The organism is Sphingomonas colocasiae, from assembly GCF_019880585.1.
In the GTDB taxonomy this organism is placed as follows: Bacteria; Pseudomonadota; Alphaproteobacteria; order Sphingomonadales; family Sphingomonadaceae; genus Sphingobium_A; species Sphingobium_A colocasiae.
Map to the genome: position 1 here is coordinate 126,040 of NZ_JAINVV010000004.1, position 18,573 is coordinate 144,612.

An 18,573-nucleotide genomic window follows, 5' to 3' on the forward strand; every position below is an offset into this window, starting at 1 on the left:
GAACGCGGGAATCCAGTGTCGTAGAGCACTATGATCGACATCTCCTGGATTCCCGCATTCGCGGGAATGACAGGGTTCTAACTGGCCTGCCTACTCCGCCGCCAGCACCAGCGCGCGCAGATCGGCGCGCATCACCTTGTTCATCGCATTGCGCGGCAGGGCGGGGACCGCGACCACGCGTTCCGGGCGCTTGAACACCGCGACGCCAGCCGCCGCCAGCCGCTCGCCGAGTTCGCGGACGCTGGGCGGCGTCGCGCCGTCCTCGACGACCACCGCCACCGCGACGCGTTCGCCGAGATCGGCATCGGGTACGCCGACGCTCGCCGCCTCGCGCACGCCGGGGATGCCGACCAGCAGTTCGTCGATCTCCGCCGGCGAGATGTTCACGCCGCCGCGTACGATGATCTCCTTCGATCGGCCGACAAAGCGGTAGAAGCGTTCGAGCGGCCCGTCCCCCGCGATCTCGAACAGGTCTCCGGTGCGGAACCAGTCGCCGTCGAACGCGGCCCGGGTGAGCGCCGGCGAGCGCCAATATTGGGCGAAGGTGGTGCCGCCGCTGATCTGCATCTCGCCGGGCCGGCCGGGCGTGGTGATTTCCTCGCCGCTGGCTTCGTCGATCAGCCGGGTGCGTATCACGCGCGCGACGGGGCTGTCCCAGCTGATGCCGGCCGCGCCGAAGCGCGGGAAGAAATGCGCGCGCTCCGCCCGGTCCGGCACGTCGGCGGGGCTGGAGATCAGCGACATGCCCTCGTTCGATCCGAAGATGTTGCAGATCTCTATGCCATAGCCGTCGGCCCAGCCCTCGATCAGCCAGGGGGTGAGCGGCGCGGAGCCCGATCCGATCGCGCGCAGCGAGGAGATGTCGGTATCGCCCATGATCGCGGGCTGCTTCAGCAGCGCCGTGAGCACGGCGGGCGGCGCGATCGTATAGGTGACGCGCTCCGCCGCGATCTGCTTCAGGAAGACGCCAAGGTCGAAGGGATGGTGCAGCACCAGCTTCCCGCCAATCTCCAGCCAGGGCATCACCAGTCCGCCGATCGAGGCGATGTTGACCAGCGGGAAGGGGTTCAGCAGCACGTCCCCCGGCACCATCTCGCACGCCCAGACCAGCACATGGGCGTTGAGCACCCAGTGATTATGGTCGCGCGGCACGCCCTTGGGCCGCGCCTCCGTGCCCGAAGTCCAGCAGATCGTCAGCACCTCGCCCGCATCGACCGGATTGCCGGCCAGCCAGGGCGCCACCGTCGCGGGATCGGCGGCGTCGATCGCGGCGCGCAGGTCCACGCCATGCGCCGTCGGGCCAAACACCAGCACTTCCATGCCCGGCAGCGCTTCGGCGAGCGCCGCCGCCATCGCGGCATGATCATGGCCATGAAAGCCGGGAATGGTGATGAAGGCGCGTGGTTCGGCCTGTTCGACGATGTGCGACAATTCGTGCGCGCGATATTGCATGACGACAGGGCTAAGGATCAGCCCCAGCCGCGCCGCCGCCAGGAAGATGGTGACCGCGTCGATGGTGTTGGGAAGCTGCACGCAGATGCGGTCGTCCTTCGCCAGCCCGCGCGCGATCAGCGCGGCGCATGTCCGCTCGACACGGTCCTGCAGTGCAAGCCAGGTCAGGCGCTCCGGCGCGCGCCCGTCCAGCGCCTCCCGATTGAGCGGATCGACGATCGCCTCCGCCGCGCCGCCCGCCATCGCCGCCCGCTGAAACAGCGTATCCACGCAGGCCCCGTCCCACCATCCGCGTGAAACATGGTCGGCGGTGCGCTCGGCCGGCGTCAGGAACATCGCTCTCTCCCTCTTGTACTTTCAAACTTTCATAAAGATACTGACATCGCCGGGCAAGTGATCTACGATCGCAGCATGGCGCCGCGATGCGGCCATGACGAACGAAATTTCTGGGGGGAGAGCCGCGATTCCGATCCGAGTCATCCAATGGGCGACGGGCTCCATGGGCCGCACCTCGCTGCGCCGGATCATCGATCATCCCGGCCTCGAACTGGCGGGCGTCCATGTCTATTCCGCCGACAAGGCCGGGCGCGACGCGGGCGAGATCGCGCGGCGGCCGCCCGTCGGCATCATCGCCACCAGCGATCGCGACGCCATATTGGCGACGGCGGCGGACGTCGTGATCCACGCGCCGCGCATCACCCTGCCCTATGACGCGCTGGTGCCCGATGTGGAGGCGCTGCTGCGATCGGGCAAGAATGTGATCTCGACGGCGGGCTTCCACTGGCCTTCGGCGCAGGGCGCCGAATATGCCGACAGGCTGCGCGACGCCGCGATCGCGGGGGGCGCGACGCTCGCGGGGGTGGGGGTGAATCCCGGCACCATCGTCGAGCGGCTGGCGCTGGCGGCGACCGCGATGTGCGTTGATCTCGATTCGCTCACCGTCTCCGAAACCGTCGATGCCTCGGCGATGGCGAGCCCCGCCTTCGTGTTCGACCTGATGGGGCTGGGCAGCGATCCCGCGACGCGCGATATCCGCAACGGTCCGCTCGCCGCGCTCTATTCGACGCTGTTTTCCGAAGTGCTGCATTTCGCGGCGCACAGCATGAAGACGGTGATCGCGTCGATCACGCCCGATCACCGGCTGACGCTGGCGCCGCGCGACATTGTCGTGCAGGCGGGGCTGATCCCGGCGGGCACCGTGGCGGCGACCGAATGGCGCTGGACCGCGCATCTCGCCAATGGCGCGGATTTCACATTGTCGATCCTGTGGACCGCCGATCCCTCGCTCCACGCCAATAACAACGGCCATTGGGATATCCGGATCGAGGGGCGGCCCAATATCCGCATGACGCTCGACATATCGGAGGCCGATCCGGCGGCGCCGCCGTCGCGCGCGCTGACCGACGCGACGATGGCGGTGGCGATCAACGCGATTCCCGATGTGGTCGCGGCGCCCCCCGGCCTGTTCGCGTTCATGCCGCCCACGGCCTGGCGGGCGGCGGCATGAGCGCCGTCTATATCCATGACGCGCTGCGCACGCCGCGCGGCAAGGCGCGCGCCGATGGCGGGCTGGCGGGCGAGACGCCGCAATCCCTGGTCGCGCATCTCGTCGATGCGCTGGAGGCGCGCGGCCATGATCCGCGCGGGCGCGCGGGACGGCTGACCCTGGGCTGTGTCGGCCAGATCGGCGCGCAGGGCGGGCATGTCGCGATGGTGGCGAAGCTGAAGGCGGGATTGCCCGACGCGATGCCTGCCCACACGATCAACAATTTCTGCGCGTCCGGGCTCAGCGCGATCGGCCTGTCCGCCGCCGCCATCGCCGCCGGGCAGGCGCAATGGGCGCTGGGCGGCGGGGTGGAGATGCTGTCGCGCGTCGCCTTCATGGCCGATGGCGCGGATTATTACACCGCCGCCGACATGGATCCGCCCCGGCGCTACATCCCCGTCGCGCTCGCCGCCGATCTGCTGGCGGAAAAGGAAGGGATCGATCGCGCGGCGCTCGATGCCGTCGCGCTCGCATCGCAGGCGCGCGCCGTCGCGGCGGAAGCGCGGCCCGAACTGCTCGCCTCGCGCATCGCCGTCGCCGGGCTGGACCGTGACGAGGCGGTGCGCCCGACCGACGCCGCGCGGCTCGCGGCGCTGCCGCCCGCCTTCGCGGTGCTGGCCGATCAGTATCGCGGCGTGATCGGCGACGCGCCGATCGACCATCGCCACAGCGTCGGCCACGCGCCGCCCATGGCCGATGGCGCGGGGCTGGCTTTGCTCGGCCCGAAGGAGGGCGCGCGGGCCCGCATCCTGGCGATCGCGGAAGCCGGCGGGGATCCGCGCGATTCGCTGACCGCCGGCTTCGCCGCGATGGACATCGCGCTCGATCGCGCCGGGCTGACGCTGGACCGGATCGACCGGATCGAGTTCATGGAGGCATTCGGCGTCACCATCGCCAAGTTCATGCGCGATCGCGCGCCGGACCCTGCTCGCGTCAATGTCGGCGGCGGCCATATCGCCAAGGGGCATCCGATGGGGGCCACGGGCGCGATCCTGCTGTCGACATTGCTCGACGCGCTCGACGCGGCGGACGGAACATTGGGGCTGGTGGTCGCGACGGGCGCGCAGGGCGTCGGCGTCGCCATGATCGTGGAGCGGATCGGATGATCGAGAAATTGCGCCTGCCGGTGGTGGCCGCGCCGATGTTCCTGGTGTCCGGGCCGGACATGGTGATCGCCGCCGCGCGCGCCGGAATCGTCGGCGCCTTTCCCACGCCCAATTGCCGCACGGCGGCGGAACTGGACGGCTGGATGGCGCGGATCGCGGCGGAAACGGCGGATGCGCCGGGCCTGTGGGCGGCGAACCTCGTCACCCATTCGAGCAACGCGCGGCTTGCCGACGATCTGGCGCTGGTGGCGAAGCACAGGCCACCGATCGTGATCACCGCGCTGGGCAGCCCCGCGCCCGCGATCGAGGCGGTGCACGGCTATGGCGGCACGGTGCTGGCCGACGTCATCAACGTGCCGCTCGCGCGCAAGGCCGCGGCGGCGGGGGCCGACGGGCTGGTCTGCGTTTCGGCGGGGGCGGGCGGGCATACCGGCTTCCTTTCCCCCTTCGCCTTCATCTCCGCGTTGCGCGCCGAGTTCGGCGGGCTCATCTGCGTCGGCGGCGGCATCGCCGATGGCGCGGGCGTGGCGGGCGCGATCGCGGCGGGCGCGGACCTCGTCTATATGGGCACGCGCTTCCTGGCGGCCGAGGAAAGCATGGCGGTGGCCGGTTACAAGGACATGGTGGTGGCGAGCGGGCTGGAGCACCTGATCGTCAGCGCCGCGATCACCGGCACCCCGGCATCCTGGCTGATTCCCTCGCTTGTCGCCTGCGGGTACGATCCCGCCGCGCTGGGCGCCGCCGCGACGCGCGATTATGGCGGCGATGCCCACAAGAAGTGGAAGGACCTCTGGGCGGCGGGGCAGGGGGTCGGCGCGGTCCGCGGCATCGAGCCGGTCCGCGCGATCGTCGATGCGATCGCGGGGCAATATGCGGCGGCGGTTGAACGGCTTGCGGGATAGCTAACCCCGTCGCTCCAGCGAAAGCTGGAGCCCATGTGATCTTCGAGCGGCGGTGCGGTTGGACGCACCGTATAGGCTCCAGCTTTCGCTGGAGCGACGGGGTGGTTGCTATCTCAACAAATGCCAACCCAACACGTCATCCCAGCGCAGGCTGGGATCTCCCACAGAAAAAAGCGCGATCTGGTTGGCAGACCCCAGCCCTCGCCAAAGGCGAGGTTTATCCTGAGCGCCTGCTTCCAGGCAGTCGAAGGGCTGGAGTGACGTGTAGGTTTGAAGTCTGGCGTCTACACCCGCTTCGGCGGCCAGGGCACGAAGCCCGAGGTTTGCCGCACATAGTCCGCATAGCCTTCGCGGGTCTTGCCCAGGCGGCGTTCGATCGTCGGCGCGCCGGACCATTTCATCAGCGTCCAGGTGAGCAGCACCGGGCCGGGCAGCGCCCATAGGCCGGTGCCGGTTTCCGCGGCGATCAGCCACAGCCCCCACCAGGTGAGCGCGTCGCCGAAATAATTGGGATGGCGCGTATAGCGCCACAGGCCGCGATTCATCACCTGGCCGGCATTGGCGGGATCGCGCTTGAAGCGGACGAGCTGCGCGTCGCCCACCGTTTCGAACAGGATGCCGGCAAGCGCCACGCCCGCGCCGATCCAGCCGAGCACGCCCACCGCCGGCGCGGCATCGACCTGGCCGAGCTGGACGGGCAGGCAGACGACGAACAGCAGCGGCGCCTGCGTCGCGAACACCAGCAGCGCGGATGCCTTGGCGAAGCTCCAGCCCTTCGCGGATTCGGCCTTGCCCAGCAGCGCCTGGTAACGCCGGTCCGGCCCATGATCGCGCCAGCGCCAGATCATGTAGCTGCCCAGCCGCGCCGCCCACAGCCCGCACAGGCCGAGCAGCAGCAACTTGCGCTGCGGATCGCCGCCGGCCTGGGCATAGCTTGTCGCCGCCATCACCAGCATGCCCCAGGCCCAGAAGCTGTCGACGGGCGTCACGTCGCGCATCGGCAGGCAGATCAGCCACAGCAGCGCGAAGCAGCCGGCCAGGATCAGCGCGTTGGTCACCAGTATCGAAAGCAGCATCGTCGTTCCCCCAGAAATTCAGATGATTCGGACGCCATCGTCCGGCAGGTCCGCGAACACGCGCTCGACCAGTCCGGCGCGATGGTCGAGCACGGCGCGGCGGTTGATCGTGCCCTTGTCCGAAACCTCGTGCGTGCGCGGATCGGGCGGCGTGTCGAACAGCGCGACGCGGCGCACCGTCGCCGATCCGCCATGCTGCCCCTCATTGGCCTCCGCCACGCCAGCTGCGATCGCGTCGAGCGTGGCGCCCGGCCGGGGCCATGCGATCATCGCCAGATAGGGGCGCCCGTCATCGGCGAGGACAAGATCGGTCACCTGCCCGGCAAGCGCCTTCAGCAGCTTTTCGCGCAGCGCGCCGCCATGCACCCAGGTGCCGTTGGCGAGCTTGAACTCCTCGGCCAGCCGGCCGGCGAAGGCGAGGCCCTGGCCCGGATCCGCGGGATCGTGGAAGGTCGCGACATCGCCGGTGCGGTAATAGCCCTCATCGTCGAACACGGTCGCGTTCTTCTCCGGCTCGTCGAGATAGCCCTTCATCACATTGGGGCCGCGCAGCCGCACCTCATACCGCCCGTCATAGGGGACCAGCTTCAGGTCGAGCCCGGGCGCGGGCAGGCCGATGCCGACGCGCGTGGTGGGGAAATGGATCGCCATGCAGCCGGAGACGGTCTCCGTCATGCCATAGCCCGTCGTCATATGGATGCGGTGCCCGGTTTCCCGCACCGCCAGCGCCTGTAGCCGGTCATAGACATGCTGGGGCAGGCCGGCGCCGCCATAGAGCATCAGCCGCAGCTTGCGGAAGAAGCTGGCGCGCAGCGCCGCGTCCCCCTCCAGCGCCTCGACCAGCATCGCATAGCCGGCGGGGACATTGTTGAAATAGGCGATCGAAACGTCGCGCAGATTGGCGATCGAAGTCTCGAACAGGCCCGGCGCCGGCTTGCCCGCATCGATATGCAGCGTGCCGCCTTCGAGCAGGCAGGTCCGCAGCACCGATGCGCCGGCGGCATGGTGCCAGGGCAGCCAGTCGAGCATCACCTGATCCCAGCCCGCCGCCTTGCCGATCATGTCGAGACCCTGCGCGCCACAGGCGGCGAGCGCGCGCATCGATTGCGGCACCACCTTGGGCAGGCCGGTCGAGCCGGAGGTGAGCATGTAGATCGCGGGCGCGTCGGGATCGATCGTGGCGATCGCCCGGGCGACGGCGTCGCGCGGCTCGGTCGCGACGATCGCGTCATAGGCGGCGCCGCGCCCGAACGCGGCGGGGTCGGTCGAAATCACCATCGCATCGGCGTCGAACACCGCGTTCACCGCGGCCGCGATCGCGGGATGGGGATCGGCATAGACCGCCCCGGGGCGCGTCTTGCCGACGACATGGCGCAGCCGGGCGTGATCGCCGCCCACCAGGCCATAGGCCATGCTGACGGGCACCAGCACCACGCCCGCCGCGAAGGCGGCGAAGCTGAGCACCGCGACGGGCAGGCTGTTCTCAGCCATCACCAGCATCGCCGATCCGCGCGGCAGCGTATCGAGCATCCATTGGGTGGCGCCGTCGATGTCGCGCTTCAGTTCGGCATAGCCGCGATAGGCCCATGCGCCCCCGGCATCGCGCCAGCCGATCGCCGGGGCATCGCCGCGTTCGGCCGCGCGCGCGGCGAAGGCGCGCGGCATGTTGGGGTCGTGATCACGCAGCGGCACCCGGCTGCGGATGACGATCGTGCCGTCAGGGCGCCGATCGACATCGAGGTCCACCGCCATGAACTCCGCCTCGCGGAAGGGCGCGTCGTCCGGGCCCGTCATGCGGCGGGGCGATTGATCAGTTCGGTCACCTGCGGCGGATAGGCGCCGCCCGCCTTCATCGCGTCGATCGTGGCGCGATCGACATAGTCGCGCCAGCCGGTGATCTTGTCGCCGCGAAACTCGATCACGCCGGCATAGGGCGCCGCGACCTGCTTGCCGTCGGTGGTGACATATTCGTCGACCCCCTCGACGAACAGGCGGTCGCCATCCTCGGCATGCGCGAAGATCCGCCAGCGCACCTCGCCGATGGACTTGCCGAAGCGCTCGATAAAGGCGCGCGCTTCCGCCTTGCCGCGCGCGGGCGGCGCGATCGCGGCGGCATAGTGCCAGACGATATCGTCCGCCATCTGCCCGATCACGAACTCCACATCCTTGCGCTTCCACGCATCGATCACGGCCTGGAACTGTCGGAAGCGCGTATCTGGCATCTGTCTCTCTCCTGCTTGGGCGCCGCGGCCGATCGCGAGCGCCGCGACGCCCGCGCCGATCATCGCGCGCCGGTTCATCATGCCGCGCGTTCGACGACGAAGCTGACGGTGGTGGTGGTGGATCCGCCGATATTGAGCGTCTGGACGCGGCGGGCATTCTCGACCTGCATGTCGCCGGCCTGGCCCGTCACCTGGCGGCTGGCGTCGAGCAGCATGCGCACGCCCGTCGCGCCGACGGGATGGCCCAGGCCGATCAGCCCGCCCGAGGGATTGATCGGCAGCCGGCCGCCCATCTCGATATCGCCGGCCTCGATCGCCTTCCACGCCTCGCCCGGCGCGGTCAGGCCGAGATGGTCGATCGCCATATATTCGGTCATCGCGAAGCAATCATGGGTCTCGACCGCGTCGATCGCCTCCACCCCGCCGATCCCGGCGCGCGCGCGCGCATCGTCGATGGCGCGCTTGACCTGGGGGAAGACATGGCTGGCGCCCTCGCTCATCCGCAGCTTGTCGCGATAGCCGATCGGGGCGGAGCGGTGGCCCCAGCCCGAGATCCGCGCCAGGCTTTCGACGGGCGCGCCGCGTCTGGCCGCATATTCGGCGGCCTTCCGGGGGGAGGCGAGGAAGACCACGGCCGCGCCGTCGGTGATCTGGCCGCAATCATTCTTGCGCGTGCGGCCCTCCACCACCGGATTGGCGGTGTCGTCCTCCGTGAAGCTGTCCGGCCCGAATTGCCAGCCGCGCGTCTGCGCATTGGGATTGCGGCGGGCATTGCCGAAATTCACCTCCGCGATGCGCGCCAGATGCTCGTATTTCAGGCCCCAGCGCTGATCATATTCCTCGGCGAGATCGGAAAAGGCGCGCGGCCAGACGAACGCGGCGTCGGCGAATTCGCGGCCGGCATAGGCGGCGGCGGCAAGGTGCTCCGCCGCCGTCTGGCCTGATACGTTGCGCATCAGTTCGATGCCGACGACGCAGGCGAGGTCGTAGCGGCCAGCCTCGATCTCCGCCGCCGCCGCCAGCACCGCGACGCTGCCGGATGCGCAGGCGGCCTCGTGTCGCGCGGTCGGCAGCCCGTCGAGCGCCGGATCGACATAGGCGAAGAAGCCGCCAAGCAGCCCCTGCCGCGCGAACAGGTCTCCGACGAAATTGCCGACATGGCCGGATTCGATCTCGGCGGCGTCGAGGCTGGTCGCCTCCAGCCCGTTGCGGACCGTGTCGACGAAGCCGTCGCCGATGCTCATGCCCTGGCGATCCCAGTTCCGCGCGAAGTCGCTTTGCCAGCCGCCCAGCACATACACCATCGTCACTCTCCCGATTCTTATAGGTATGGTTATACAAGTTATGGGGGCGGGGCAATGGCAAGCGCGTTCGTTCACCCGGTTTTGGCGGCGATCGCTCGCCGCGCCCGGTTTGGCCAAGAGTTCGTGTTGACAATTTTCCAATTGGGACCAGAATGTCCCGTTCAGAACATATCGAGGGGATCGGTCCGTGGCAGGATGTTGCCGTGGGCCGGACGAAGGGGACGGACATGCGAACGATCAAGTTATTCGCCGCCGCCGCGCTGATGCTGGTCGCGGGTGCGACCGCCGCGCAGCAGGCGATCAATCCCGCGCCGACGATCCTGCCGCCGCCGGCCGCCAAGCCCGTGGGCGCCGCCGCCGGAACCGCCGCCGTTCCCGCCACCCCCGGTCAGCCCGCGCTCACCAAGCAGGATGTCGATAGCTGGCTCGACGGCTATATGCCCTATGCGCTGAAGACTGGCGATCTCGCGGGCGCGGTGGTGGTGGTGGTCAAGGACGGCCAGGTGCTCACCCAGCGCGGCTTCGGCTATGCCGATATCGCCAAGCGCAAGCCCGTCGATCCCGAACGCACGCTGTTCCGCCCCGGATCGGTCTCCAAGCTGTTCACCTGGACGGCGGTGATGCAGCAGGTCGAGGAAGGCAGGATCGACCTCGACGCCGATGTGAACACCTATATCGATTTCAAGATCCCGGCGCGCAACGGCAAGCCGGTGACGATGCGCCAGATCATGACGCACACCGCGGGCTTCGAGGAGCATGCGAAGAACGTCATGTTCTACGACGTCAAATATCTCGCCCCGCTCGGCGATTATCTGAAGGAATGGGTGCCCAAGCGCATCTTCGACGCGGGCACCACCCCGGCCTATTCCAACTATGCCACCGCCCTTGCCGGCTATGTGGTGGAGCGCGTCGCCAAGATGCCGTTCGACGATTATGTCGAGCGCCGCATCTTCCAGCCGCTGGGCATGGCGCATTCCAGCTTCCGCCAGCCGCTGCCCAAGGCGCTGGCGGCGGACATGGCCTCCGGCTATCGCGCGGCCTCGTCGCCCGCCGCCCAATATGAGATCGTCGGCCCGGCGCCCGCCGGCAGCCTCGCCTCTCCGGGCGCGGACATGGCGCGCTTCATGATCGCGCATCTGAACGGCGGCGCCGGGCTGATGAAGCCCGAGACGGCGAAGCTGATGCACGACACGCCGACGACGATCCTGCCGGCGGTCAACCGGATGGAGCTGGGCTTCTTCGAAACCAACATCAACGGCCGGCAGGTGATCGCGCATCTGGGTGACACGCAGGTGTTCCACACCTCGCTGCACCTGTTTATGAACGAGAATGTCGGCTTCTACGTGTCGTTCAACGCGTTGGGCAAGCAGGGCGCGTCCGGCCGCCTGCGCGGCGCGCTGTTCGAGGATTTCGCCGACCGCTATCTGCCCAATATCGCGCCGAAGGACGGCAGCGTCGACGCCAAGACCTCCGCCGAGCACGCGCGGATGATGGCCGGGCTGTGGCAGAGCAGCCGCCGTGGCGAGAACAACTTCATGGCGATCACCAACCTGCTCGGCCAGACCGAGGTGAGCGTTGGCCCCAAGGGCGAATTGCTGATCCCGGCGCTGACCGATCTGGCCGGCCAGCCGCGCAAATGGGTGGAGATCGCGCCCTTCGTCTGGCGCGACGCCAACGGGCATGAGCGGCTTTCGGCCAATGTGGCCGATGGCAAGGTCGTGCGCTGGTCGTTCGACGGCGTCTCGCCCTTCATGGTGTTCGATCGCGTGCCCGCCTCGCAATCGGGCGCCTGGCTCAAGCCCCTGCTCTACACCAGCCTGCTCGTGTTGCTGCTGACGCTGCTGCACTGGCCGATCGCCGCGCTGATCCGCCGCCGCTACAAGGCGCCGCTCGCGCTGGAGGGCCGCGCGCGGCTCGCCTATCGCGCGGTCCGGCTCGGCGCGGGCCTCGATCTGGCGATGCTCGGCACCTGGATGTACACCTTCACGGTGCTGATGGGCGATCTCGCCAATCTGACGGCGGCGTCCAACGGACTGCTCTGGACGCTCCAGATCTTCAGCCTGATCATCTTCGTTGGCGCCGTGGCGCTGGCGGCGTGGAACCTCCTCGTCACCTTCAAGGGCAATCGTCGCTGGACGAGCAAGCTCTGGGCGGTGCTGCTGGTTGTCGCCACGCTGACCGTGCTCTACGTCGCCTGGACCTTTGGACTCATAGCAATGACGGTGCACTTCTGATGTCACGCCTTACTCTCGGTACTTCTGTCGAAAGCCTTCCCTTCGCGGCGCCCTTCCGCATCTCCGGCTATGTGTTCGAATCCGCCGAATGCGTTCTGGTGACGCTCGACGACGGCGAATATCGCGGGCGGGGCGAGGCGGCCGGCGTCTATTATCTGGGCGACGACGTGCCGCACATGCTCGCCGCGATCGAGGCGGCGCGCCCCGCGATCGAGGCCGGCGTTTCGCGTGAGGAACTGCGTTCGGTCATGCCGGCGGGCGGCGGGCGCAACGCCGTCGACGCCGCCTTGTGGGAACTGGAATCGAAGCGGACGGGCCGGCCGATCTGGGATCTGGCGGGGCTTGAGGCACCGCGTCCGCTCGTCACCACCTTCACGCTGGGCGCCGACGATCCGGCGGTGATGGCGGAAGGCGCGAAGGCGTTCGATCATGCGCGCTCGATCAAGATCAAGCTGACCGGCGAGCTCGACCTCGACATCGCCCGCGTGAACGCGATCCGCGCCGCGCGGCCCGATGTGTGGCTGGGCGTCGACGGCAATCAGGGCTTCGACATCGCCGATCTCGACGCGCTGGTCGAAGCGATGGTCGCGGCCGATGTGAAGCTGATCGAACAGCCGCTGAAGCGCGGGCGCGAGGCCGATCTGGACGGCTATAAATCGCCGATCCCGATCGCGGCCGACGAAAGCGCGCTGACGCTGGACGACGTGCCCGGCCTGGTCGGCCGGTTCGACGTGTTCAACATCAAGCTCGACAAGTGCGGCGGCATGACCGAGGGCCTGATGATCGCGCGCGCCGCGCGCGAAGCGGGCCTGGGCGTGATGGTGGGCAACATGGTGTGCACCAGCCTGGGCATGGCGCCCGGCTTCCTGGTCGGCCAGCTTTGCGACATCAACGATCTCGATGGCCCGATCTTCCTGAAGCAGGATCGCAAGCCCGGCATCCTCTATCGTGACGGCACCGCCTGGTGCGACGAGAAGGTGTGGGGCGCGGAAGGGCCCGCCGCCGCATGAGCGACGACACGGCGCGCGGCTGGTTCGGCCAGCCGCGCGGCCTGACCATATTGTTCCTCACCAACATGTGGGAACAATTCTCCTATTACGGCATGCGCGCGCTGCTGGTCTATTACATGACCAAGCAGCTCCTGATGAGCCAGGGCCACTCGTCCTTCGTCTACGGCGCCTATACGGCCTGCGCCTATTTCACCCCGATCGTCGGCGGCGTGATCGCGGACCGGCTGCTGGGCAAGCGCCGCGCGGTCATCATCGGCGCGACCATCATGGCGCTGGGCCATTTCATGATGGCGTTCGAAGCGCTCTTCTATGTCGCGCTGGCGACGATCGCGCTGGGCAACGGCCTGTTCCTGCCCAGCCTGCCGAGCCAGATCAACGATCTCTACAAGGCGGGCGATCCCCGGCGCGGCTGGGCCTATAATGTCTATTATGTCGGCATCAATATCGGCGGCTTCCTGGCGCCGCTGATCTGCGGCACGCTGGGCGAGCTTTACGGCTGGCATTACGGCTTCGGCGCGGCCGGGCTCGGCATGCTCGCCGGGCTGGTGATCTATCTGGCGGGGCAGCGCTATCTGCCGCCGGAGACGCCGCGCGCGCCGACCGAGGATCTGCCCCCCATGCGCTGGGCCGATCATCGCCGCACCTTCATGGTGCTGGGCGCGATCGCGCTGTGCGTGACGGTGTTCCGCGGCGCTTACGAACAGGTGGGCAACACCGTCGCGCTCTGGGCCGATGCGGGCATCGATCGCGCGGCGGGCGGCTTCACCATTCCGATGACGTGGTTCCAGTCGCTCAATCCGCTGATGGTTATGCTGATGACGCCCGCCTTGCTGGCCTATTGGCGGCGGCGCGCCGATGCGGGGCGCGATACGCCGCCGGCGCGGCGCATGGCGACGGGGGCGCTGATCGTCGCCGCCGCCTATCTGATGCTGGCCGGCGTCGAATGGTCTTCGGACGCGCGCGCGGGCTGGATCTGGCTGGCGATCTTCTTCGTGATCTTCACGCTGGGCGAATTGTTCATCCTGCCGACGGGCCTTGGCCTGTTCGCGCGTCTGGCGCCGCCCCGGCTGGGGGCGACGACGGTCGCCGCCTGGTATCTGGCGATCTTCACGGGCAGCCTGTCCGCCGGTCTGGTCGGCACCTTCTGGAGCCGGATGGATCATGGCGGCTTTTTCGCGCTGCTGGCGGTGATCGCGACGGTCGCCGCCGGGCTGCTGCGATTGCTCGACCGGCAGGTGCGTGCGGTCGATCCGACATGGATCGCCAAAGTCGATTGACATTTTTCCGATCAGGACAATACCATCCTTGATTGGATCAGTGTTTCAGGGGGGATGTGGGATGCCGGAAGTTGCGCGCATGGGTCGTCGTGCCGTTCTGCGGGGCGCGGCCGTCGCGACCGCGCTCGGTTTCCCGATGATCAATTCGGGCAGCTATGCCGCCGCGCCGGGCTCCGCGAAGCGCTATTCGAAGCGCGCGCTCGACCTGATCGAAAAGACGCTGGTGATCGACATGCTGGCGGTGCCCAAGATCGACATGTCGCCCGACGTGTTCGCGCGGCCGCTCACCCCGCAGCAGATCGCCGATTTCAAATCGTGCGGCATCACCGGTTTTCACAATGCGGAGGGGATTGGCGGCCCGAAGGCGCGCGAGGAGGCGCTGACCTTCCTGGCGGCATGGCAGGGTTTCGCCGGGCGCAATTCCGACCTGTTCTCGCTGGTCGGCACGATCAAGGATCTCGAGCGCGCCAAGGCGGAACGCAAGATCGGCATGATCATGGGCATCCAGAACGCCGAACAGTTCAACGGCCCCGACGATGTCACCCTGTTTTACCGGCTCGGCCTGCGCTGCGCCCAGCTCACCTATAACACGCAGAACCTGATCGGATCGGGCAGCACCGAGCGCGTCGACGGCGGCGTCAGCGATTTCGGCGCCGCGATCATTGAGGCGATGAACAAGACGGGCATGCTCGTCGACGTCTCGCACAGCGGCGACAAGACCACGCTCGACGCGATCGCGCTGTCCAGGCCCGCGCTCGCCTTCACCCATTCGAACTGCCGCGCGCTTTCCAACCACCCGCGCGCGAAGACCGACGAGGCGATCCTGGCGCTCGGCAAGGCCGGCGGCGTGATGGGCATCACCGGCGTGCGCATGTTCGTGAAGGACAAGGACCCGACGACGCTGTCCGACATGGTCGATCATATCGAGCATGTCGTGAAGCTGATCGGCGTCGAGCATGTCGGCATCGGATCGGACGCCGATCTCTACGGCTATGACGATATGCCGCCCGATCAGTACAAGCAGCTCAAGGCCTATTACAAGGCGAGCTACGCCTTCCGCGAAAAGATCGACATCGACGGCTTCGATCATCCCCTGAAGATGTTCGACCTGACGGAGGAGCTGATCCGGCGCGGATGGTCCGACGCGAATATCAGCTTGGTGCTGGGCGGCAATTTCAAGCGGCTGCTCGGCACGATCTGGAAATAGGTGCAAGACCGGCCGGCCATTATCCGATCGATCAGCCGGACGCATGGATATAGGAGATGACGATCCCGAACGATGCCACCACCGCAGGCGCACTGGCCCTGCCGCAACCCTATCTGCTGTTTCTGGGCGACACCACGATCCCGGGTTATGCGAAGACGGCCTTCGGCCTGCGCGACTGGGCGGGTGATCGCTGCGTGGGTGAGTTCGCGCTGCCCGGCGCGACCGTGTCCGCCGGGCTGACGCCGATGACCCCGGCCGAGGCGCACGCGAAGGGCGCGCGATCGCTGGTGATCGGCGTCGCCAATGTCGGCGGCGTGATCCCCGATAGCTGGATCGCGGGGCTGATCGCGGCGCTGGAGGCGGGGCTGGACATCGTCAGCGGCATGCATGCCAGGCTGGGCGATATCGCGGCGCTGCGCGAGGCGGCGGAGCGGCTGGGCCGCCGGCTGATCGACGTGCGCAAGCCGCCCGCCGGCATCCCCGTGGGATCGGGGGCCAAGCGCGGCGGCAAGCGGCTGCTGACCGTCGGCACTGATTGCGCGCTGGGCAAGAAATACACCGCGCTCGCCATCGCCCGGGGGCTGCGCGCGCGCGGGATCGACGCGACGTTCCGCGCGAGCGGGCAGACCGGGATCATGATCGCGGGCGCCGGCATGCCGATGGATGCGGTCGTGTCCGATTTCCTTTCCGGCGCGGCCGAGATGCTCAGCCCCGACGCGCCCGCCGATCACTGGGACGTGATCGAAGGTCAGGGATCGCTGTTCCATCCCGCCTACGCCTCGGTCTCGCTTGGCCTGCTCCATGGCAGCCAGCCCGATGTCTTCGTCGTCTGCCACGAGCCGGGCCGCACCGATATCCTCGGCCATCCCGGCTATGCGCTGCCCTCGATCGAGGCGGTGATCGAACAGACGATCGCGATGGGGAAGCGGACCAATCCGGCCATCCGCTGCGGGGGCATCAGCCTCAACACCGGGGCGCTTTCGCCCGAGGCGGCGGAAGCGGAGATCGCGGCGCACAGCGAGCGGCTGGGCCTGCCTGCCGCCGATCCGATCCGGGGCGGCCCCGCGTTCGAACGGCTGCTCGACGCCTGTCTGTCCTGACGCAAGGGACTTGGCACGGGGCTGATCCTGTATAAGGCGACCCGAAAGGGATTTATCGCCGAGGAGCAGCGGGCATGACCGAACGGACATTGGAGATCGTCGAGGTCAGCGCGCGCGACGGGTTGCAGAATGAAAGCGTGCTGGTGTCGACCGCCGACAAGGTGGCGCTGATCACGCGGATGATCGATGCGGGGGCGCGGCGGTTCGAGGTGGGCAGCTTCGTCAATCCGAAGCGCGTGCCGCAGATGGCGGACACGCCGGAGGTGATCGCGGCGCTGCCCGATCGCGAGGACGTCCGCTATATCGGGCTGTGCCTGAACCGGAAGGGTGTGGAGCGCGCGGCGCGATCGCGCGACGGCAACAAGCGCGGCGTGGATGAGGCGGGCTGCGTGACGGTGGCGAGCGATGCGTTCGGCATCGCCAATCAGGGGCAGAATTCGGCGGAATCGGTTGCGGAGAATCGCGCGATGCTGGCGCTGGCCCGGCAGGAGGGGCTGGTGCCGCAGGTGACGATCGCGACGGCGTTCGGCTGCCCGTTCGAAAAGGCGGTGTCACCGGATCGGGTGGTGGAGATCGCCGAACGGCTCGCCGAGGCGGATCCGGTGGAGATCGCGGTGGCCGACACGATCGGCGTGGCGGTGCCGGGGCAGGTGCGCGACCTGATCGGGCGGCTGCGCGAACTGCTGCCCGCGCATATCCGGCTGCGCGCGCATTTCCACGATACCCGCGCGACCGGCGTCGCCAATGCCTGGGCGGCGTGGGAAGCGGGGGCGGACGTGCTCGACAGTTCGCTGGGCGGGCTGGGCGGCTGCCCGTTCGCGCCGGGGGCGACGGGCAATGTCGCGACCGAGGATCTCGCCTATCTGTTCGGCCGCTCGGGCGTCGACACGGGCATCGACCTCGACAAGGCGATCGCGGTCAATCGCTGGTTCGCGGGCGTGATGGGCAAGCCGCTGCCCTCCAATGTGGGACGCGCCGGCGGATTTTGAGACGAGTGCGAAATGTCAGATACGCTTGACGCCGGAATGACGCACCTGCCCCCAAACCGTTCGGGCTGAGCTTGTCGAAGCCCTGTCCTTCTACCTCCAATCCAGGAACAAGGCAGGGCTTCGACAAGCTCAGCCCGAACGGATCTGGTGGCGAGAGCGATATGGTCCCCCCGCAAAGCTTGGCCCGTGCCTGCCGCCCGCCAGAAAATCGCGGACGGTCCGAGCCCTAACCCAGCACCAGCGACCGCACCGCGCGGTCGTTGTCGAGCGACATCACCCCGTCCGCGCGACCGGGCATTTCGGACAATATGTGCCGGGTCAGCCGCTCATAATGCATGATGAAGCGCGCGACCGCCGCGTCGTCCATGATCGCGCCGCCATCCGCGCCCGTCGCGGCGATGCGCTCAGCAAGCTTGCGTTCCTGTTCGCGCCGCCACGCGAAGACCGCGTCGAACGAGGGGGCGGCGATCATCAGCAGCAGGTCCAGTTCCGCGAACAGCGCCTGATAATCGTCGGCGAGGCGGGCGTTGACCGCGCTTCGCCAGAGCTGTTCGGCGTCCTCCCCGCGCTCCAGCGCGTTGACGGGATCGGCGAGCGCGGCTTCATCCTGCGGCCGGGCGCCGACGCACCAGCCCTCCAGCAGGATCACGTCCGCCGGCCCGGAAAAGACCGGCCAGTCGCTGGCGGCCACCACATCGTCGCGCGCCTTGTCGAAGCGCGGCAGCTTGACGGACGAACCCGGCGCGGCCGCGCGCAGGCTGGCGATCACGTCCATCGCCAGCCCGACATCATGGGTTCCGGGCACGCCGCGCGCTGCGAACAGCGGATGGACATCCGCCGCCAGCATCGCGCGGATCCTGCGCGACACGTAGAAATCGTCGATCGAGAGATTGGCGACCCTGAGCCCGGCCGCCTGATCGAGCGCGGCGGCGAGTGCGAGGCTCATCGTCGATTTGCCGCTGCCCTGCGCGCCGCAAATCCCCAGGACCAGCGGCGCGCTTCCGGCTTCGCGCTTCGCCAGCAGCCAGTCCGCGATCGCCAGATAATCGGGCAGGATCGCCGCGCCGTCGGCGGGGGCGATGCGTTCGGCGGCGAAGACGGCGCGTATTGCGGCGGCCGCGGTTTCGCTCGATATGCCCATCATTCCT

The 18,573-nt window shown here is 68.3% G+C and carries 15 protein-coding genes; 9 read left to right on the plus strand and 6 right to left on the minus strand.

All coding sequences use genetic code 11. From position 1 onward, the window contains the following. Positions 1 to 90 precede the first annotated feature (90 nt). Positions 91 to 1,788, minus strand: coding sequence for a class I adenylate-forming enzyme family protein (locus K7G82_RS07140; RefSeq protein ID WP_222989173.1), 1,698 nt, complete (start codon positions 1,786 to 1,788; stop codon positions 91 to 93). Positions 1,789 to 1,951: 163 nt separating this feature from the next. On the opposite strand from K7G82_RS07140, the gene K7G82_RS07145 reads away from it, so the two are divergent. The 3 genes from K7G82_RS07145 to K7G82_RS07155 are packed head-to-tail and all read left to right on the plus strand — an operon-like array spanning position 1,952 to position 5,006. Further along, on the plus strand, positions 1,952 to 2,959 hold the full coding sequence (locus K7G82_RS07145) for an NAD(P)H-dependent amine dehydrogenase family protein (protein WP_222989174.1): 1,008 nt from the start codon (positions 1,952 to 1,954) through the stop codon (positions 2,957 to 2,959). Then, complete coding sequence (locus K7G82_RS07150; protein WP_222989175.1) at positions 2,956 to 4,104, plus strand: thiolase family protein; 1,149 nt, start codon at positions 2,956 to 2,958, stop codon at positions 4,102 to 4,104. The genes K7G82_RS07145 and K7G82_RS07150 overlap by 4 nt, the downstream gene beginning before the upstream one ends. Beyond that, positions 4,101 to 5,006 carry an NAD(P)H-dependent flavin oxidoreductase gene (locus K7G82_RS07155; protein WP_222989176.1) on the plus strand — a complete coding sequence of 302 codons (906 nt, stop codon included), beginning with the start codon at positions 4,101 to 4,103 and terminating at the stop codon, positions 5,004 to 5,006. The genes K7G82_RS07150 and K7G82_RS07155 overlap by 4 nt, the downstream gene beginning before the upstream one ends. 284 nt (positions 5,007 to 5,290) lie before the next feature. On the opposite strand, the gene K7G82_RS07160 is transcribed toward K7G82_RS07155, so the two are convergent. From K7G82_RS07160 to K7G82_RS07175, 4 genes are read right to left on the minus strand one after another with little or no spacing between them, the layout of a single operon-like run. Next, a complete protein-coding gene (locus tag K7G82_RS07160; RefSeq protein ID WP_246623369.1) occupies positions 5,291 to 6,082 on the minus strand; it encodes a DUF1295 domain-containing protein in 792 nt (263 codons plus the stop codon). Between the two features lie 18 nt (positions 6,083 to 6,100). Continuing rightward, positions 6,101 to 7,876 (minus strand): AMP-binding protein, encoded by a 1,776-nt coding sequence (locus K7G82_RS07165; protein WP_222989177.1) that lies wholly within the window; start codon positions 7,874 to 7,876, stop codon positions 6,101 to 6,103. After that, positions 7,873 to 8,385, minus strand: a complete 513-nt coding sequence (locus K7G82_RS07170; protein WP_246623370.1) for a nuclear transport factor 2 family protein — start codon at positions 8,383 to 8,385, stop codon at positions 7,873 to 7,875. The genes K7G82_RS07165 and K7G82_RS07170 overlap by 4 nt, the downstream gene beginning before the upstream one ends. Beyond that, complete coding sequence (locus tag K7G82_RS07175; protein WP_222990208.1) at positions 8,382 to 9,608, minus strand: acetyl-CoA acetyltransferase; 1,227 nt, start codon at positions 9,606 to 9,608, stop codon at positions 8,382 to 8,384. Before K7G82_RS07175 ends, K7G82_RS07170 begins: the two co-directional genes overlap by 4 nt. A gap of 227 nt (positions 9,609 to 9,835) precedes the next feature. Between K7G82_RS07175 and K7G82_RS07180 the strand changes: the two genes are divergently transcribed. The 6 genes from K7G82_RS07180 to K7G82_RS07205 all read left to right on the plus strand — a co-directional run bounded on the left by K7G82_RS07180 (position 9,836) and on the right by K7G82_RS07205 (position 17,425). Further along, the gene (locus tag K7G82_RS07180) at positions 9,836 to 11,842 is read left to right on the plus strand and encodes a serine hydrolase domain-containing protein (protein ID WP_222989178.1); all 2,007 of its coding nucleotides are present in this window, start codon (positions 9,836 to 9,838) and stop codon (positions 11,840 to 11,842) included. Further along, the gene (locus K7G82_RS07185) at positions 11,842 to 12,852 is read left to right on the plus strand and encodes a dipeptide epimerase (RefSeq protein ID WP_222989179.1); all 1,011 of its coding nucleotides are present in this window, start codon (positions 11,842 to 11,844) and stop codon (positions 12,850 to 12,852) included. Before K7G82_RS07180 ends, K7G82_RS07185 begins: the two co-directional genes overlap by 1 nt. Beyond that, positions 12,849 to 14,129: a peptide MFS transporter gene (locus tag K7G82_RS07190; protein WP_222989180.1), complete on the plus strand. Its 1,281-nt coding sequence runs from the start codon at positions 12,849 to 12,851 to the stop codon at positions 14,127 to 14,129. Before K7G82_RS07185 ends, K7G82_RS07190 begins: the two co-directional genes overlap by 4 nt. Before the next feature lie 79 nt (positions 14,130 to 14,208). Continuing rightward, entirely contained in the window at positions 14,209 to 15,336 is a 1,128-nt protein-coding gene (locus tag K7G82_RS07195) for a dipeptidase (RefSeq protein WP_246623371.1), read from the plus strand. Positions 15,337 to 15,392: 56 nt separating this feature from the next. Next, positions 15,393 to 16,436: an N-acetyltransferase DgcN family protein gene (locus K7G82_RS07200; RefSeq protein ID WP_222989182.1), complete on the plus strand. Its 1,044-nt coding sequence runs from the start codon at positions 15,393 to 15,395 to the stop codon at positions 16,434 to 16,436. A gap of 74 nt (positions 16,437 to 16,510) precedes the next feature. Beyond that, positions 16,511 to 17,425 carry a hydroxymethylglutaryl-CoA lyase gene (locus K7G82_RS07205; protein WP_222989183.1) on the plus strand — a complete coding sequence of 305 codons (915 nt, stop codon included), beginning with the start codon at positions 16,511 to 16,513 and terminating at the stop codon, positions 17,423 to 17,425. Between the two features lie 226 nt (positions 17,426 to 17,651). On the opposite strand, the gene K7G82_RS07210 is transcribed toward K7G82_RS07205, so the two are convergent. Further along, a complete protein-coding gene (locus tag K7G82_RS07210; protein ID WP_246623372.1) occupies positions 17,652 to 18,566 on the minus strand; it encodes a kinase in 915 nt (304 codons plus the stop codon). Positions 18,567 to 18,573: the final 7 nt, after the last annotated feature.

Excerpts from the sequence above, each read along its gene's own strand:
- K7G82_RS07145 (WP_222989174.1), top strand. The coding sequence starts at position 1,952 with ATGGGCCGCACCTCGCTGCGCCGGATCATCGATCATCCCGGCCTCGAA.
- K7G82_RS07200 (WP_222989182.1), top strand. The coding sequence starts at position 15,393 with ATGACGATCCCGAACGATGCCACCACCGCAGGCGCACTGGCCCTGCCG.
- K7G82_RS07190 (WP_222989180.1), top strand. The coding sequence starts at position 12,849 with ATGAGCGACGACACGGCGCGCGGCTGGTTCGGCCAGCCGCGCGGCCTG.
- K7G82_RS07185 (WP_222989179.1), top strand. The coding sequence starts at position 11,842 with ATGTCACGCCTTACTCTCGGTACTTCTGTCGAAAGCCTTCCCTTCGCG.
- K7G82_RS07180 (WP_222989178.1), top strand. The coding sequence starts at position 9,836 with ATGCGAACGATCAAGTTATTCGCCGCCGCCGCGCTGATGCTGGTCGCG.
- K7G82_RS07155 (WP_222989176.1), top strand. The coding sequence starts at position 4,101 with ATGATCGAGAAATTGCGCCTGCCGGTGGTGGCCGCGCCGATGTTCCTG.
- K7G82_RS07205 (WP_222989183.1), top strand. The coding sequence starts at position 16,511 with ATGACCGAACGGACATTGGAGATCGTCGAGGTCAGCGCGCGCGACGGG.
- K7G82_RS07160 (WP_246623369.1), bottom strand. The coding sequence starts at position 6,082 with ATGCTGCTTTCGATACTGGTGACCAACGCGCTGATCCTGGCCGGCTGC.
- K7G82_RS07195 (WP_246623371.1), top strand. The coding sequence starts at position 14,209 with ATGGGTCGTCGTGCCGTTCTGCGGGGCGCGGCCGTCGCGACCGCGCTC.
- K7G82_RS07140 (WP_222989173.1), bottom strand. The coding sequence starts at position 1,788 with ATGTTCCTGACGCCGGCCGAGCGCACCGCCGACCATGTTTCACGCGGA.
- K7G82_RS07210 (WP_246623372.1), bottom strand. The coding sequence starts at position 18,566 with ATGGGCATATCGAGCGAAACCGCGGCCGCCGCAATACGCGCCGTCTTC.
- K7G82_RS07170 (WP_246623370.1), bottom strand. The coding sequence starts at position 8,385 with ATGATGAACCGGCGCGCGATGATCGGCGCGGGCGTCGCGGCGCTCGCG.
- K7G82_RS07175 (WP_222990208.1), bottom strand. The coding sequence starts at position 9,608 with ATGGTGTATGTGCTGGGCGGCTGGCAAAGCGACTTCGCGCGGAACTGG.
- K7G82_RS07165 (WP_222989177.1), bottom strand. The coding sequence starts at position 7,876 with ATGACGGGCCCGGACGACGCGCCCTTCCGCGAGGCGGAGTTCATGGCG.
- K7G82_RS07150 (WP_222989175.1), top strand. The coding sequence starts at position 2,956 with ATGAGCGCCGTCTATATCCATGACGCGCTGCGCACGCCGCGCGGCAAG.